Annotated in this window: 10 protein-coding genes and 3 pseudogenes; 8 read left to right on the top strand and 5 right to left on the bottom strand. The window is 48.6% G+C overall.

Annotation, left to right across the window (positions count from 1 at the left end):
• Positions 1-39: 39 nt before the first annotated feature.
• Positions 40-789 carry a MipA/OmpV family protein gene (locus tag KQP84_RS11640; RefSeq protein ID WP_215846656.1) on the bottom strand — a complete coding sequence of 250 codons (750 nt, stop codon included), beginning with the start codon at positions 787-789 and terminating at the stop codon, positions 40-42.
• A 424-nt stretch (positions 790-1213) separates the two neighbouring features.
• Between KQP84_RS11640 and yeaG the strand changes: the two genes are divergently transcribed.
• From yeaG to KQP84_RS11610, 6 genes are all read left to right on the top strand, one after another.
• On the top strand, positions 1214-3148 hold the full coding sequence (yeaG, locus tag KQP84_RS11635) for a protein kinase YeaG (protein WP_215846655.1): 1935 nt from the start codon (positions 1214-1216) through the stop codon (positions 3146-3148).
• Between the two features lie 93 nt (positions 3149-3241).
• Positions 3242-4516 (top strand): YeaH/YhbH family protein, encoded by a 1275-nt coding sequence (locus KQP84_RS11630; RefSeq protein ID WP_215846654.1) that lies wholly within the window; start codon positions 3242-3244, stop codon positions 4514-4516.
• A 373-nt stretch (positions 4517-4889) separates the two neighbouring features.
• Entirely contained in the window at positions 4890-6617 is a 1728-nt protein-coding gene (locus KQP84_RS11625) for a potassium/proton antiporter (RefSeq protein WP_215846653.1), read from the top strand.
• A gap of 77 nt (positions 6618-6694) precedes the next feature.
• Complete coding sequence (locus tag KQP84_RS11620; protein ID WP_215846652.1) at positions 6695-6928, top strand: DUF1480 family protein; 234 nt, start codon at positions 6695-6697, stop codon at positions 6926-6928.
• Positions 6929-7305: 377 nt separating this feature from the next.
• A complete protein-coding gene (wbaP, locus tag KQP84_RS11615) occupies positions 7306-8772 on the top strand; it encodes an undecaprenyl-phosphate galactose phosphotransferase WbaP (RefSeq protein ID WP_215846651.1) in 1467 nt (488 codons plus the stop codon).
• A gap of 138 nt (positions 8773-8910) precedes the next feature.
• Complete coding sequence (locus tag KQP84_RS11610; protein ID WP_215846650.1) at positions 8911-10104, top strand: multidrug effflux MFS transporter; 1194 nt, start codon at positions 8911-8913, stop codon at positions 10102-10104.
• On the opposite strand, the pseudogene dadX reads toward KQP84_RS11610, so the two are convergent.
• Both dadX and KQP84_RS11600 read right to left on the bottom strand, forming a co-directional pair.
• Positions 10097-11166 (bottom strand): annotated as a pseudogene (gene dadX / locus KQP84_RS11605) (catabolic alanine racemase DadX). The gene KQP84_RS11610 and the pseudogene dadX overlap by 8 nt on opposite strands.
• 19 nt (positions 11167-11185) lie before the next feature.
• On the bottom strand, positions 11186-12487 hold the full coding sequence (locus KQP84_RS11600) for a D-amino acid dehydrogenase (RefSeq protein WP_215848269.1): 1302 nt from the start codon (positions 12485-12487) through the stop codon (positions 11186-11188).
• 507 nt (positions 12488-12994) lie between these two features.
• On the opposite strand from KQP84_RS11600, the gene KQP84_RS11595 reads away from it, so the two are divergent.
• On the top strand, positions 12995-14530 hold the full coding sequence (locus KQP84_RS11595; RefSeq protein ID WP_215846649.1) for a SpoVR family protein: 1536 nt from the start codon (positions 12995-12997) through the stop codon (positions 14528-14530).
• Positions 14531-14578: 48 nt separating this feature from the next.
• On the opposite strand, the pseudogene fadR reads toward KQP84_RS11595, so the two are convergent.
• Positions 14579-15297: pseudogene (gene fadR, locus KQP84_RS11590) on the bottom strand (fatty acid metabolism transcriptional regulator FadR).
• Positions 15298-15746: 449 nt separating this feature from the next.
• On the opposite strand from fadR, the gene dsbB reads away from it, so the two are divergent.
• Entirely contained in the window at positions 15747-16277 is a 531-nt protein-coding gene (gene dsbB, locus KQP84_RS11585; RefSeq protein WP_215846648.1) for a disulfide bond formation protein DsbB, read from the top strand.
• 73 nt (positions 16278-16350) lie between these two features.
• Here dsbB and ycgN read toward each other — a convergent pair.
• A pseudogene (gene ycgN, locus KQP84_RS11580) lies at positions 16351-16796 on the bottom strand (cysteine cluster protein YcgN).
• Between the last annotated feature and the right edge of the window lie 48 nt (positions 16797-16844).

Below are 16844 nucleotides of genomic sequence, written 5' to 3'. Positions count from 1 at the left end.
AAGAGCAGAGGGCATAAAATGCCCTCATTTGGTGCATAATCAGAAGGTATAGCTGATGCCAGTCCAGAGTGTAGCCTGGCCGCTTTTATCAACCATTGGGCTTTCTTTGATCTCACTGTCAAAACGGGTATAGCGTCCGATGACACTGGCATTCCATTGCGGTGAGATTTGATAGCTGGCGCTGAGTTCAAGATAGGGTGACCAGCTGTCGTCTGGGTCATAACGATCAATGCCGGTACGCGCGCTCTCATGACCTGAAACACCATAATAATAGCGGTTCTGGTTAGCGCTGTTCCACATCGCCCCGATGCCTGGCGTGACAGAAAAATCACCCATCTCGAAGCGGTACAAGTAAGTCAGATCCCAAATAATCCCGTTGCTGTTATTGAGCACATCACCCAGCAATGCAGTGCGCACAATGCCCCAATCGGCGGTATGGCGATACGTTGCGCCGCCCATTAATGTCATGCGACGCTTATCCAGATGTTTCATATCCCCCAAATCGTTGTCACCAGGATCGTACTGTTGCGGCGAGCCAGCCAGCGTTAATGACAATTGATTTTGTGGGTCTTTCCAGAGGTAATAGCCGCCTTGCAGGCTACGGAACCAGAAGTTCTCGCCTTCATAATTAATTACCGGTACGGGAATGTAACGATCCTGTCCGCCACGATAAGGTGATTCAGCATAAATTACTGATGCACCAAGTGATAAGGGTGCAGCCTGGGCGACATTAAAGAGTAAAGAACAAGGTAAAAGAGCAGCAAGGGCTTTAAGTTTGAATTGGTTCACAATTTATTCATTCCATAAATATAACAATCACCCATGGAGTCTAACGGCTTTTTTTCACGGGTTTAACCGTTATATGGAGCAGGCTTAGCATTCATCGCTGAAAGAAGGCATGAATGGTTAAATTTCTCCTCCTCAACGCCGTTTTTCCTGACAAGGTTGTTTTGCAATTAAATGACTTTGCTATTGATATATCACTACATCATCTCAATACGCGGAGGAAATTTCTTAAATGCCTTCTACAGTTAGAAGTAAGACGAGACTTTTTTGTACGAGCAGAGTAACCATAAGAATTGTGTATCCGGATTAAAAGACGTCAGGTTGGCATAAGGGTTGCTGTACTCAATAGAGAATATTTTCCGGGAGCTGCATGAGCAACTAATTACGCTCCTTTACCTGTGCTAAAAACGAAAGGACGGGCATCGCTATGAATATATTCGATCACTATCGTCAGCGTTATGAAGCTGCCAAGGACGAAGAGTTCACACTGCAGGAATTTCTTGCTACCTGTAAACAAGATCGCAGTGCATACGCTAATGCTGCAGAGCGACTATTAATGGCTATAGGTGAGCCAGTAATGGTCGACACTGCTCAAGAGCCACGCCTTTCCAGAATATTCTCCAATCGTGTGATGGGACGCTATCCGGCGTTCGAAGAGTTTTACGGCATGGAAGAAGCGATCGAACAAATCGTTTCCTATCTGAAACACGCCGCTCAAGGGCTTGAAGAGAAGAAACAAATTCTCTATTTACTGGGACCGGTTGGTGGGGGTAAGTCCTCGCTGGCTGAACGCCTTAAAGCATTAATGCAGCGCGTGCCCATTTACGTTTTGAGCGCAGATGGCGAGCGCAGCCCGGTAAACGACCATCCACTCTGCCTGTTTAACCCGCAAGAAGATGCCAACATCCTTGAGAAAGAGTATGGCGTACCGCGTCGTTACCTTGGCACCATCATGTCCCCTTGGGCCGCTAAGCGTTTGCATGACTTTGGTGGCGATATCACCCGCTTCAAAGTCGTAAAAGTTTGGCCGTCGATTTTGGAACAGTTAGCCATCGCTAAAACTGAACCAGGCGATGAAAACAACCAAGATATCTCTGCGCTTGTGGGTAAAGTGGACATCCGTAAACTGGAAAACCACGCTCAAAACGATCCTGATGCTTACGGTTATTCTGGTGCGCTGTGCCGTGCGAACCAAGGCATCATGGAGTTCGTCGAAATGTTTAAAGCGCCAATTAAGGTGCTGCATCCTTTGTTAACCGCGACGCAGGAAGGTAACTACAACGGTACCGAAGGTATTTCCGCCCTGCCGTTCAACGGCATTATTTTGGCGCACTCAAACGAATCTGAATGGGTGACGTTCCGTAACAACAAAAATAATGAGGCGTTTCTTGACCGTGTTTACATCGTTAAAGTGCCTTATTGCCTGCGCGTTTCCGAAGAGATCAAGATCTATGAGAAGTTGCTGAATCACAGTGAATTAGCGACATCGCCTTGCGCACCGGGCACGCTGGAAACGCTGGCTCGCTTCTCCATCTTGTCGCGCATGAAAGATCCTGAGAACTCCAGTATCTACTCAAAAATGCGCGTTTATGATGGTGAAACCCTGAAGGATACCGATCCTAAAGCGAAATCCTGGCAGGAATACCACGATTACGCGGGCGTAGACGAAGGCATGAACGGTCTATCAACACGTTTCGCCTTTAAAATCCTTTCACGCGTATTTAACTTCGACCATGTAGAAGTTGCCGCTAACCCGGTGCATCTGTTCTATGTACTTGAACAGCAGATTGAGCGTGAACAGTTCCCGCAAGATCAGGCCGAGAAGTATCTGGAACATCTGAAAGGCTATTTAATTCCGAAATATGCTGAGTTCATTGGCAAAGAGATTCAAACGGCCTATCTGGAATCTTACTCCGAATATGGTCAGAACATCTTTGATCGCTACGTGACCTACGCAGACTTCTGGATCCAAGATCAGGAATATCGTGACCCTGATACCGGGCAACTCTTTGATCGTGAATCGCTCAACGCTGAGCTGGAAAAAATCGAGAAACCGGCCGGGATCAGTAACCCGAAAGACTTCCGTAATGAGATTGTGAATTTTGTCCTGCGTGCCCGTGCACACAACAATGGCCGCAATCCAAACTGGACCAGCTATGAGAAGCTGCGTACCGTCATTGAGAAGAAAATGTTCTCTAACACGGAAGAGTTATTGCCGGTGATTTCATTCAACACCAAAACCTCAACGGATGAACAGAAAAAACATGATGATTTTGTCGATCGCATGATGGAAAAAGGCTATACCCGCAAACAGGTTCGCCTGCTGTGCGAATGGTATCTGCGTGTGCGCAAATCGTCCTAATCAAAGCCTGTAAGCAAGCCGATGCTGTGACATTGGTAAAGGTTCAAGGTCGGGCATGCCCGACCTGCTTACAATGTAGTTTGGGGGAAGACTATGGCCTATTTTATCGATCGCCGACTGAACGGCAAAAACAAGAGCGCGGTCAACCGTCAGCGCTTCTTGCGCCGTTATAAGTCACAAATCAAGCAGTCGATTTCCGAGGCCATCAACAAGCGCTCGGTTACTGACGTTGAGAGTGGAGAATCCGTTTCAATTCCCATTGATGATATTAACGAGCCAAGTTTTCATCAGGGACGCGGCGGTAATCGCCATCGCGTTCATCCCGGCAACGATCACTTTGTCCAAAACGATCGCATTGAGCGGCCGCAAGGCGGCGGCGGTGGCGGCAGTGGTCAGGGAAACGCCAGCCAGGATGGTGAAGGCCAGGACGAGTTCGTTTTTCAAATCTCAAAAGATGAATACCTTGATCTGCTGTTTGAAGATTTAGCGTTACCGAACTTGCGCAAAAATCAGCATCGGCAATTGAACGAATATAAGACGCATCGCGCCGGTTTCACTTCAAACGGCGTGCCCGCCAACATCAGTGTGGTGCGCTCACTGCAAAACTCGCTGGCGCGTCGCACAGCCATGACGGCAGGTAAACGTCGCATGTTGCATGAACTGGAAGATGCGCTGACTTCTGTAGAGAAAGCGGAGCCTGCCCAGTTGCTTGAAGAAGAGCGGCTGCGTAAGGAGATAGCTGAACTGCGGGCACGTATCGAACGCGTCCCGTTTATCGACACGTTTGACCTGCGTTACAAGAACTTCGAGAAACGTGCAGAACCTTCTAGCCAGGCCGTGATGTTTTGCTTGATGGATGTTTCAGGTTCAATGGATCAGGCCACTAAAGATATGGCGAAGCGTTTTTATATTCTGCTCTATCTGTTCCTTAGCCGAACCTATAAGAACGTAGATGTGGTCTATATTCGCCACCATACCCAAGCGAAAGAAGTCGATGAGCAGGAGTTCTTCTACTCACAGGAAACGGGCGGCACTATTGTTTCCAGCGCCCTGAAATTAATGGATGAAGTGGTAAAAGAGCGTTACGACCCGGCTCAGTGGAATATTTATGCTGCACAAGCTTCCGATGGCGATAACTGGGCAGATGACTCACCGTTATGTCATGAGATATTAGCGAAAAATATTCTGCCGGTGGTGCGTTACTACAGTTACATCGAAATTACGCGACGTGCGCATCAAACACTCTGGCGTGAGTATGAGCACCTGCAATCAACCTTTGATAACTTTGCTATTCAGCATATTCGTGAGCCAGAAGATATCTATCCTGTGTTCCGCGAACTGTTTCATAAACAGGCTGCTGAAGCCTGAGTAACTTAGCCAGCCTTTTTCGAGAAGTTAAGTTGTTGTCTGCGGGTTAGTCTGTGAATCTCCCGAAAACTTACTGAGGTAAGAGACCGGGGGTAAGCGGGTCTAGTCAACCGATCTTCTGCTTAACGTTCCTGGATAGAGGCTGGCCTCTCTATTTTATCCTTTGAATAACCTGCAAAAACACCCTCTTTTCTTCGTCTGGCCCGCCAACCCCTTCATTCTTCACATTAATCCTATTCTGCAGGGTTATTAACATTTCATATAATTAGAATATTGACGATGACAACTCATTGATAAAACATTATCTTTCATACATAGCATGGAATATTGCCACACTCGCTGATACCGCCCTTATTACCGCAGGAGACCGGGTTTGAACCACAATATTGTTTATAGTCTGTTTATCATTGGTTCTGTGCTGGTTGCTTCAAGCATTTTACTCAGTTCATTCTCCTCACGTTTAGGCATCCCTATTCTGGTTATCTTTCTTGCGCTGGGCATGTTGACCGGTGTCGATGGCATTGGCGGCATCGCCTTTGATAACTATCCTGCGGCTTACCTCATCTCAAACCTGGCACTCGCGATCATTTTGTTAGATGGGGGAATGCGTACCAAAGCCAGCTCTTTTAAAGTTGCGTTGGGCCCGGCGCTTTCGCTTGCCACCGTCGGCGTAATGATTACCGCGGGATTAACCGGCCTGGTCGCCGCATGGCTATTCAATCTGGACATGATGCAGGGCTTCCTGATTGGCGCAATCATCGGCTCCACTGACGCTGCGGCGGTATTTTCACTACTTGGCGATAAAGGTCTTAATGAGCGCGTCAGCTCAACGCTGGAAATCGAGTCGGGCAGTAATGATCCAATGGCGGTGTTTCTTACCATCACGTTGATAGAAATGATCCAGCAGGGGCAAACCGGCCTCGACTGGATGTTTCTGGTTCATCTGATTCAGCAGTTTGGTTTAGGCATTGCGCTGGGACTCGGCGGCGGTTGGGCGTTGCAACAGTTGATAAACCGTATCAACCTGGCCAGCGGCTTATATCCTTTACTGGCATTAAGCGGCGGCATCTTAGTCTTCGCCCTGACTACCATGCTGGAAGGCAGCGGCATTTTGGCGGTTTACCTGTGCGGGTTCTTATTAGGGAATAGCCCAATCCGCAACCGCCACGGCATCTTACAAACCTTTGATGGTATGGCATGGTTAAGCCAAATCGGCATGTTTATCGTGTTGGGTCTGTTAGTCACCCCGTCCGATCTTTGGCATATCGCCGTACCGGCCATGATTTTGTCGTTGTGGCTGATTCTGGTGGCGCGCCCGCTTTCGGTGTTTATTGGTCTGTTACCGTTTCGTAACTTTACCGGGCGTGAGCGCATATTTATCAGCTGGGTAGGTTTACGCGGCGCCGTACCGATTATCCTGGCAGTGTTCCCGATGATGGCAGGCTTAGAAAATGCCTCGCTCTATTTTAATATCGCCTTCTTTGTGGTGCTGGTCTCTTTAATGCTGCAAGGTACTTCGCTTGGCTTTGCTGCGAAGAAAGCCAAAGTAGTCGTGCCGCCAACGGCCTCTCCTATTAGCCGCATTGGCCTGGACATTCACCCGGAAAACCCGTGGGAACAATTTGTCTATCAATTGAGCGCAGACAAATGGTGTGTGGGAGCAGCACTTCGCGATCTCCAAATGCCGCGTGAAACCAGGATAGCCGCCCTGTTCAGAGACAACGTATTGATGCACCCCAATGGCGGAACGCGTTTAAAAGAAAACGATGTGATCTGCGTCATTGGACGTGAGCGCGACCTGCCCGCACTGGGCAAGATGTTTAGCCAATCGCCGCCGGTTTCATTAGATCAACGTTTCTTTGGAGACTTCATTCTCGACGCGGAAGCACGTTTACGAGATATCGCGCAAATCTACGGTCTGGAACTTGATGAAGAGACCAATGATCAACAATCGCTCGGGCAGCTAATGCTAAATATGCTCGGCGGAACCCCGGTAGTTGGCGATCATATGGAATGGAAGCAATTAACCTGGACCGTTGCAGAAAAAGAGGACAATCGCATTGTGAAAATCGGCGTACGTCCAGCAGAAGACAAGGATTAATCCTACAAAATCAGGCTCGTAATTCGGCATAAACCCACTAAGCTAAATATTCAACCCAGTATAAACGGGAGAATTGAATGGGACACGTCGTTAAAATTGGCCGTTACGAGATCATTGATGCCGAGTTCGACAGCGAGAATTTTGAAACCGTCAGCATTCCCTGCCAGACCAATCCCGGCTTAAGTTATCAGCTTGATGGCTGGGATCAAGAGACCAGCGTTCCTGCGTGGATAGATGATAATCCCGTGGATCTGGAAATAGCGCATTACGATAAAGAAGGCGATCGTTGGGTATTAAGAAAACCAGCCTGACCCGGAATACTTACCGCCAGATAACATATTTGGCGGTAATTCTGAAAATGAGTCTTAAAATCATTAGTTCCAACTTCGAATAAAAAGGTTTTATCCTCTCTTTTCAATAAGATAACCCAATTAATCTTTAGTGCATTTTTTGGTTTTCAGAATAGTTCCGTATTAACTCTATCAAATATCTCCTGCATACTCTTAAACAACGCTGCAGTTTTTCGTGATGGATGTCACGATTTTTCCCATCGCCCTCGACGCAGCAACTTTGGCTCTAATGACTGTAACAGACTGAAAATATATTTAATTATTTTCAGTAGCCCACTCCTGAACGCGTACTTGATTCTGGTCAGGCCATCTTTTACTTGAAGAAGAGAGCAGGTTTTATGGCAAGTACATTAGTAATGAATGACGCGAGCCGCTCATGGAGCGGAACACGTAAAAACATCATCGTGAAGTTTGCCTTAAGTTTTTCCGATCTTATTGCTTTAAATTTGGCGCTATTTTTATCCGCCGCCACAATCCAGGGTATTTGGGGAGAGCTGGATTCGTTTATTCCTCCGCATCAAATCGAATACCGTTTTACCGCACAGTTTATTATGTCAGTGATGTGTACTGGCTGGTTCTGGGTTCGATTACGTCACTACACTTACCGCAAACCCTTTTGGTTCGAGCTGAAAGAAGTCGTTAAAACGTTGTTCGTCTTCTCCCTGCTCGATCTCGCCCTGATTGCTTTTTCTAAGTGGGATTTTTCACGCATGGTGTGGGTTTTCAGTTGGACCTATGCGCTGATTCTTCTGCCGTTGATGCGTGCATTCGTGAAACGAGCGATCAACAAAGCCGGCCAATGGCAAAAAGACACCATCATCATTGGTTCGGGTAAGAACGCCACCGAAGCGTATGCGGCATTGCAAAGCGAAGAGATTCTTGGCTACAACGTGCAGGCGTTTATCTCAATTGATGACGTGCCAAAGCAGCAGAGCGTAAATGGCGTACCGGTGGTGGCCTGGAAAGACATTAACTGGCAGACCATTGACCGTGACAATATCCAGTTCATCGTAGCGATGGAATATGAGCAGCAGCCGATGCGTGACCGTTGGCTGAAATTCCTCTCCAAAATGAATTGCCGTAGTGTTTCAGTTATTCCTACCCTACGTGGCGTGCCTTTGTATGGCACCGACATGTCGTTCATTTTTAGCCATGAAGTGATGATTTTGCGTGTCAGCAATAACCTTGCTAAGCATTCGTCACGCTTCCTTAAACGCGCTTTTGATATCGTGGTCGCCTCAATATTGCTGGTGTTTCTGGCGCCCGTTTTCGCTCTGCTCTGCTCAATGGTAAAACGGGACGGCGGCAACGCAATTTATGGTCATGAACGCATTGGTCAGGATGGTAAAAAGTTTAAATGCCTGAAGTTCCGTTCAATGGTAACTAACTCGAAAGAAGTGTTGGAACATTTGCTCGCCACCAGCGAAGAGGCGCGTGTTGAATGGGATAAAGACTTCAAACTTAAGAACGATCCCCGCATTACCAAAATTGGCGGTTTTCTGCGTAAAACCAGCCTTGATGAACTGCCGCAATTATGGAACGTAATACGGGGTGAGATGAGTTTAGTGGGGCCACGTCCGGTTGTTGAAGCTGAACTGGCGCGTTACGCTGGCGATGTCGATTACTATCTGATGGCGAAGCCCGGTATGACCGGTTTATGGCAGGTCAGTGGGCGAAACGACATCGATTATGATACCCGCGTCTATTTCGATTCCTGGTATGTCAAAAACTGGGCGCTGTGGACTGATATCGCTATCTTGTTTAAAACCGCAGGTGTGGTATTCCGCCGTGATGGCGCTTACTGATTTAATGATATCTCTTTAAAATGCGATGCCTGCTAAAGCAGGCATCGCATTTTATGCGCGTTTATTTTCTTTCCTTTTGCCTGCTGAGTCATTACCCTCTTCGCCTCGTTTTAACGAACGTTTTACCCTCTGGTTGCTATGCAAAAATTTACGTTATTGTTATTAAGCTTGGTGCTGTTAGCGCCTTTAGGCATCGATCTTTATTTGCCCACTCTGCCTCAAATAGCTGAAGGTTTAGCTACGCCCGTCAGCCTGATTCAGATTACCATTCCGCTGTTTTTGCTGGTAATGGGATTAGGTCAGCTCGTTACCGGCCCGCTGGTTGATAATTATGGCCGCAAACCTATTGCCCTGATTGGCCTGGCGCTCTACATCATCGGCAGCATCATTGCTGCCACAGCCACTTCCTGGCCGCTGTTCCTGATTGCGCGTCTGGTACAAGGTTGCGCAGTTTGCTGTACCGCGGTGGTGGCCTTCAGCGGCGTACGTGATCGCTTAAGCGGCGATGACGCCGCGCGCGCTTATGGATTTCTGAATGGCGCGCTGAATATCGTTCCGGCATTGGCACCGTTGCTGGGTGGATTACTGGCCAGCGCATTTGACTGGCGCGCGCCCTTCTGGTTCCTGTGCGGTTACGCTGCGCTGATCACGGTATTAGTGATCTTCTGGTTACCGGAAACCCGTCCCGCCAATACGCTGCGGGTAAAAGGCCTGCCGCTGGCGCAATACGCTGCAATTTTGCGTCAGCCGCGTTTCCTGGCTTTTGCCTTTGCCAACGCTGGCGCACTTGGCATGGTATTGACCTATGTTTCGCTGGCACCGCATGTTTTGATGACTGAAGGCGGTTTATCTTCTCTGCAGTTCTCTTTCGCTTTTGGCGCTAATGGGTTTTGGATCATGCTGGTTAGCGTGTTTGTTAATAAAGCGATTCGCAAAGCAGGTCGCCCATTTTGTCTGGCGATGGGATTTATTACCATGCTGCTCGGCGCGTTGCTGCTGATGGCAGGCATGTATTTGCTGCCCGCATCGATTCAAACGCATTGGACACTCTATATGCTGCCGGTCGCTGTTTCCGTAGCAGGATTAGCCTTTACTGTGGGTCCCGCCACCAGTTACGCGCTAGAGCCTTATCAGCAGCAGGCAGGTGTGGCTTCAGCATTGCAGGGTTTTATTCAGATGGCGGGTGGCGCAGCGGGCAGTTTAGTGATTGTTACTCTGCCGCTGGCTGAGAAAATGTCGCTGGCGTGGATGATGTTGTTAGGTGCAGCGCTGGCGTTAATTGCCTGGCGCTGCAGTAAAACAATTCAGGGTACGCTGACCGCGCTTAAATAACCTCGACCGGAACGCGTGGAGCAAGAGCACACATCAGCTCATAACCCACCGTTCCGGCTGCTTTTGCAACCTGATCGATTTTCACCTGGTCGCCCCACAACTCCACTTTCGATCCTATTCCTGCCTGCGGACAAGGCGTTAAATCGACGGTAATCATATCCATCGATACCGCCCCCACGACTTGGGTTACCACCCCATCAACCCAAACAGGCGTGCCGGATGGCGCATGACGCGGATAGCCATCGGCATAACCGCATGCCACCACGCCAATGCGCTGCGCCTGCTGTGCATGGTAACGATAACCATATCCCACACCGTCGCCAGGATTTAACTGCTGCACCCCAATGATCTCGCTGGTTAAGCTCATCACCGGTTGCAAGCCGCTGCTGGCAATATCCTGCCAGTCACCGCTTGGTGAAGCGCCGTATAAGACGATACCGGGACGCACCCAATCATAATGGGCTTCGGGATGCCACAAGGTACACGCTGAGTTAGATAATGAGCGTGGTGCGCTAAGGCCTTCTGCAGCGCGTTCAATACGCTGCATCGGTTCGATAATTCCTTCAGGGTTTTCAGCGTCGGCGAAATGAGCCATCAGCGTCATGTCACCCACATTTTTCAACGCACGCAGTTTCTGCCAAACGCCATTGATTTGCTCAGGGCGAAACCCGAGTCGGTTCATCCCGCTGTTCACTTTTACATAGAGATCAATCGGTGCCGACAATTGCGCATTCGCTAATGCCTTGATCTGCCAGTTGCTGTGTACGCTGGTGGTTAATCGGTAACGGTCAATTAATGGCAGGTCCTGTTCATGAAAAAACCCTCCAGCAACAAAATGGGTTTATTCCAGCCTTGGTCACGCAGCAAAATGGCCTCTTCCAGATTGAGTAGCGCAAAGCCATCCGTTTCGGCCAGGCTCTGCCAAATACGCGCAATACCGTGACCATAGGCGTTGGCTTTAACCACCGACCAGACGCGTGAGTGTGGAGCAGCACGGCGAACAATCGCCAGATTATGCCGCAGCGCCTGTTGATTAAGGGTGGCGACAATGGGACGTGACATTCTTCCTCTCCCTGAAAGCTTAACGGGTTGCGTTAGCGTTGCGTAACGGCGATGCGTTCGCGTTGAATCCGGGTAAGTAACGGAACACGGATAAATCATCCGCCGCAATTGCCGGTTTCTTACCGGAAATAAGGTCAGCCAGCAGTTGGCCGGAACCGCACGCCATTGTCCATCCCAGTGTACCGTGACCGGTGTTGAGATAAAGATTAGAGAGCGGCGTCGCGCCAACAATCGGTGTACCGTCTGGCGTCATTGGGCGCAAACCCGTCCAGAAACTAGCCTGCTCAATATGACCGCCTTCAGGATAAAGATCGCTTACCACCATCTCCAGCGTTTCTCGCCTTGCCTCTAACAGTTTGGTGTTAAATCCAACAATTTCGGCCATCCCACCCACACGAATGCGATCGTCAAAGCGCGTTACGGCAACTTTATAGGTTTCATCCAGGATTGTTGAAACGGGTGCGGCATCGGCGTTCTTGATAGGAATGGTCAGTGAATAACCTTTCAGGGGATAAACCGGGATGTCGACGATGTTTTTCAGTAAGGAAGTCGAGTAAGAGCCAAACGCTACAACATAGCTGTCAGCTTTAATCACCTCTTCTCCGCATTTCACCCCGTAAATACGATTACCATTGCACAGAAGATGATCCACTGAAGTATTAAAACGAAATTCCACACCCGCTTCTTCTGCCATTTTGGCCAGGCGCTGCGTGAAAAGCTGACAGTCACCGGTTTCATCATTCGGCAAACGTAATCCACCGGTGAGCTTATGCTGCGTTGCCGCTAATGCTGGCTCAACGCGTGACAGCTCGTGAGACTGCAATAACTCATAAGGCACTCCCGCATCACGCAGCACGGCAATATCTTTGCTGGCACTGTCGAATTGCTGCTGAGTGCGGAACAGTTGCAAGGTTCCACCTTGACGACCCTCGTAGAGAATACCGGTTTCAGTGCGTAAGGCTTTCAGGCAATCGCGACTGTACTCAGCGATACGCACCATGCGGCTCTTGTTCTGCTGATAGTGGCTCATATCGCAGTTACGCAGCATGTTCCACATCCATTCCAGCTGGAAGCTGCTGCCATCCAGACGAATCGCCAGCGGTGCATGGCGCTGGAACATCCATTTAACGGCTTTGAGCGGGACGCCGGGCGCAGCCCAGGGAGCCGCATAGCCTGGCGAAATCTGGCCTGCATTTCCTGCACTGGTTTCCATTGCCGCTGCTGACTGTCGATCAATTACCGTCACCCGATGTCCCGCTCGCGCCAGATACCAAGCGCTGGCTACGCCAACAACACCACTACCGAGAATCACTACGTGCATATCTGCCCCCGCCGCAAGATGTAAAGCATAATTCACTAATCTCAAGGATATATTCAGCGCAATGATTTAGCTGGAATTACCCTCAAATTCATACAACTATTTCACATCTTTTTTATCAAACTGGTAACTAAAATCTTATCAATGGTAGAAAATTAGTGATTTATGCGTCTTTTTCCATAAATGCGGGAATTAATGACGATGGCTTTAGTTAATTCGTCTTTTATCAGGAGAATAAGCCAACCCCATACATTGTACTTATAAACAGGATATTATCCTGACAATAGAGGCGGTGAAGAAATATAAGGTTGTAAAATTTACCTGCATAAGTTTCGAAATGATTTTCTGCCAAATAAATTCGTTTGAGTTCCGGTTTCGGATAGGCGACAGTGGGCTATCATTGAAGTGTTCGCTCAGTTTTTTAGGTTTTTCTTTCTCAGGATGAAGCCTTAAATAACCGAAACGGGCTACCCATAAGGGTAAGCCAGTTTGCTAAAACAGAGGTGCGCTATGACGACTATCTTTGACGAGCCCATTAAGGACAGCAAACGACTCAGTGACGGACCAGACTGGACATTTGATTTACTTGATGTCTATCTTGCTGAGATTGACCGCGTAGCCAAACTCTATCGGCTCGATACCTATCCACACCAAATCGAAGTGATCACCTCCGAGCAAATGATGGATGCCTACTCCAGCGTCGGCATGCCTATCAATTATGCGCACTGGTCCTTTGGCAAAAAATTCATTGAAACTGAACAGCGCTACAAACATGGCCAGCAAGGTTTGGCTTACGAGATTGTGATCAACTCTAATCCTTGTATTGCCTATCTGATGGAAGAAAACACCATGACGATGCAGGCGCTGGTGATGGCGCACGCCTGCTACGGTCACAACTCTTTCTTCAAAAATAATTATCTGTTCCGCAGTTGGACCGACGCCAGTTCGATTGTTGATTACTTGCTATTCGCTAAGAATTACATCACTGACTGCGAAGAACGCTACGGCGTAGAAGTTGTAGAACGGCTGCTGGATTCCTGCCACGCGCTGATGAATTACGGCGTTGATCGCTATAAGCGTCCACAGAAGATTTCGTTGCAGGAAGAGAAGGCGCGACAGAAAAGCCGCGAAGAGTATCTGCAAAGTCAGGTAAATACGCTGTGGCGCACTTTGCCGCGTCGCGAGAAAGAGACGGTGCAGGTCGAAGCTGCGCGCTACCCTTCTGAACCGCAAGAAAACCTGCTCTATTTCATGGAAAAAAATGCACCGTTGCTCGAACCGTGGCAGCGTGAGATTCTGCGTATCGTTCGCAAAGTTAGCCAATATTTTTATCCGCAAAAACAGACGCAGGTGATGAATGAAGGCTGGGCGACGTTCTGGCACTACACCATCCTAAATCACCTTTACGATGAAGGGAAAGTGTCTGAACGCTTCATGATGGAGTTCTTGCACAGCCACACCAATGTGGTGTTCCAACCGCCTTATAACAGTCCTTGGTACAACGGCATTAATCCCTATGCGCTGGGCTTTGCGATGTTCCAGGACATCAAGCGTATTTGTCAGACGCCAACCGAAGAAGATCGTTACTGGTTCCCAGACATTGCTGGATCGGACTGGCTTGAAACGCTGCATTTTGCGATGCGTGAATTCAAAGATGAAAGCTTCATCAGCCAATTCCTGTCACCTAAAATCATGCGTGATTTCCGTTTGTTCACTGTGCTGGATGATGACCGCAATAATTATCTGGAAATTGCAGCCATTCACGATGAGGCGGGATATCGAGCGATTCGCCAACAGCTTTCGGCGCAATACAATCTCAGCAACCTTGAACCTAATATTCAGGTCTACAACGTTGATTTACGTGGTGATCGCTCGTTAACGCTGCGCTATGTGCCACAAAGCCGCACGCCGCTGGATAAAAGCCGTCGTGAAGTGCTCAAACATGTGCACCGTTTGTGGGGATTTGATGTAATTTTGGAACAGCAGAATGAAGATGGAAGCGTTGAACTGTTGGATCGAAATCCAGCGCGAGGCAGCCCACTTTAATCTTATGCAGCGTGAAAAAACCGGATGGGATGTCCGGTTTTTTTATATTTATCGCTTGCTGCCTAAATCATCGGGCAGATTTTTTTGCATGCTGTGCCAGATTTCGCCACTGCGACGTCCGTAATTTCTTACGGTTTCAACAATTTCATCTTGAGCGGGTTGTCCGTCACACAGGCTCAACAGCTTTTGATAGAAATCTCGTGCAACCTGGCGCGCTTCTGGGCTTGAGAAATAATGACGCCCAACACGGGTATACAACCCTTTCAAACCGTTAAGAATCAGGCCATAGATAGGATTACCCGAGGCGAAAGCCAGACCGCGAAATACGCGATAATCCATCTCGGTGTAAGCATCAGCGTGATCCTCAGCAATCGCGACGGTTTCCAGCACTTCTCTGGCTTTTTCAGGGTGATGACGTAGCGCGCGGCTGATAAAAATTGACGAAATATTGGTGCGCACTGACAGCAGATTATCGATCAAAACCGGCACGCTATCGTGATCGAGTCGTGCCAGCGTTTCAAGAATGTTGAGTCCTGACGTTTCCCAAAATCATTAACGCGAGTAGGTTTACCGTGTTGAATGGTTAACCATCCATCACGCGCCAGGCGTTGTAAAACTTCTCGCAGCGTGGTGCGCGTTACCCCAATCAATTCAGAAAGCTCACGCTCAGCAGGCAAAATTGATCCCGGCGGAAAGCGGCTATTCCAGATGCTTTCAATAATATATTCTTCAGCAAATCCCGCTGGGCTCTGAGCCTTAATGACCATAGCAGTTTGTTCTCGTTGCTTTCTTTATCATGATGGGCACTCATCATACCAGACGCCCTATAGCGGATATAGCCTGCGAAACTATTAAAAGCGGGCGCTGACGCAAAATTCAGCCGCTTTCTTTCTCATCCCATGCCGGGATTTGCCTCAGCCCTACCTGAATAGGATTTTTTGAGACTCAACTGTAAAAACATCAAGAGGATAATGCAGTATTTTTGATGCGCTAACTTTTTAGCGCGGTGCTCTCCAGCGTGGTCATCTTCTTCCTGGCGATCTATCACCCACAGCATGCCGAACACAGGCTGAATTCACGTGCCGCATTTTCAACGCTTCAGCTAGCCAGGATCAATGTTACGTCATGTTTGTACATGATTTTACGCGAAGCCAGGCTGGCGTAGAGACGCTTTTGGTTTACACTGCGGAGCATTAACGTTTACAGGGAATGCAATATGTTGCGATATCTAAATCAATGTTCTCGTGGTCGTGGAGCATGGTTATTACTGGCTCTAACGGCGCTGGCACTGGAACTGACGGCGTTGTGGTTCCAACATGTTATGGGTTTAAAACCCTGCGTGATGTGTATTTATGAACGCAACGCACTCTTCGGGGTGATGGGTGCGGGAATTGTCGGCGCCCTTGCACCAAAATCACCATTACGTTTAGTCGCCCTGTTGATGTGGTTATACAGCGCGTGGGAAGGATTGCGTCTTTCATGGGAACACACCATGATTCAGCTGCACCCGAATCCTTTTACAACCTGTGATTTTGCCGCACGCTTCCCAACCTGGCTGCCATTAGATAAATGGCTGCCCGCTGTGTTTGTTGCCAGCGGCGATTGTGCAGAACGCAGCTGGACCTTTATGACATTGAGCATGCCGCAATGGATGATTGTGGTGTTTGGGGCTTACCTGTTGGTCGGATTATTGGTGCTGATTGCTCAGCCTTTCAAAGCCAAGCGTCGCGATCTTTTTAGCCGCTAACCTGCGCTAAACGCAAAAAGGCTGCCTGAGGCAGCCTTTTTCTTATGCGTTATCTCATTCTTCACTGCAAAACCTAGCCGTTACGATCGGGCCGGTCAATGATGTGGTCTTCCCAATCACGTACTTCGCTTTCTCGTACCGCAATGTAACGCACCGAAATCCGCTGTGCATGCATCTCTTTTTTGAGCCAGCCCGTAAAGGGTGCCATGCAGGTAAGGTTTTGCCTTCACCTAACAAACGGTAAGCGCAGGTACGCGGTAGCCAGTTAAACGTGGTGAGGTTTTCCCGCGTCAGCTTGATGCAATCCTCTTCCAGTTCAAAACGGCGTTCATAGTTGCGACACTGGCAGGTTTTAATATTGAGCTGGTTACAGGCGACGTTGGTGAAATAGATCTCATCCGTGTCGGCATCTTGCAGTTTGTTCAGGCAGCACTGACCACAACCATCACATAAGGATTCCCATTCCTCATCGCTCATTTGTGCCAGGCGTTTATGTTGCCAGAAAGGGGTGTCAGTCATGATCAATGTCCTGCTTTAAATCAAACCGCACCTTATAAAGCCTCTGGT

This window comes from Candidatus Pantoea bituminis (assembly GCF_018842675.1).
GTDB classification, from domain to species: domain Bacteria; phylum Pseudomonadota; class Gammaproteobacteria; order Enterobacterales; family Enterobacteriaceae; genus Pantoea; species Pantoea phytostimulans.
This window is presented reverse-complemented; position numbering and strand designations above follow the sequence as displayed.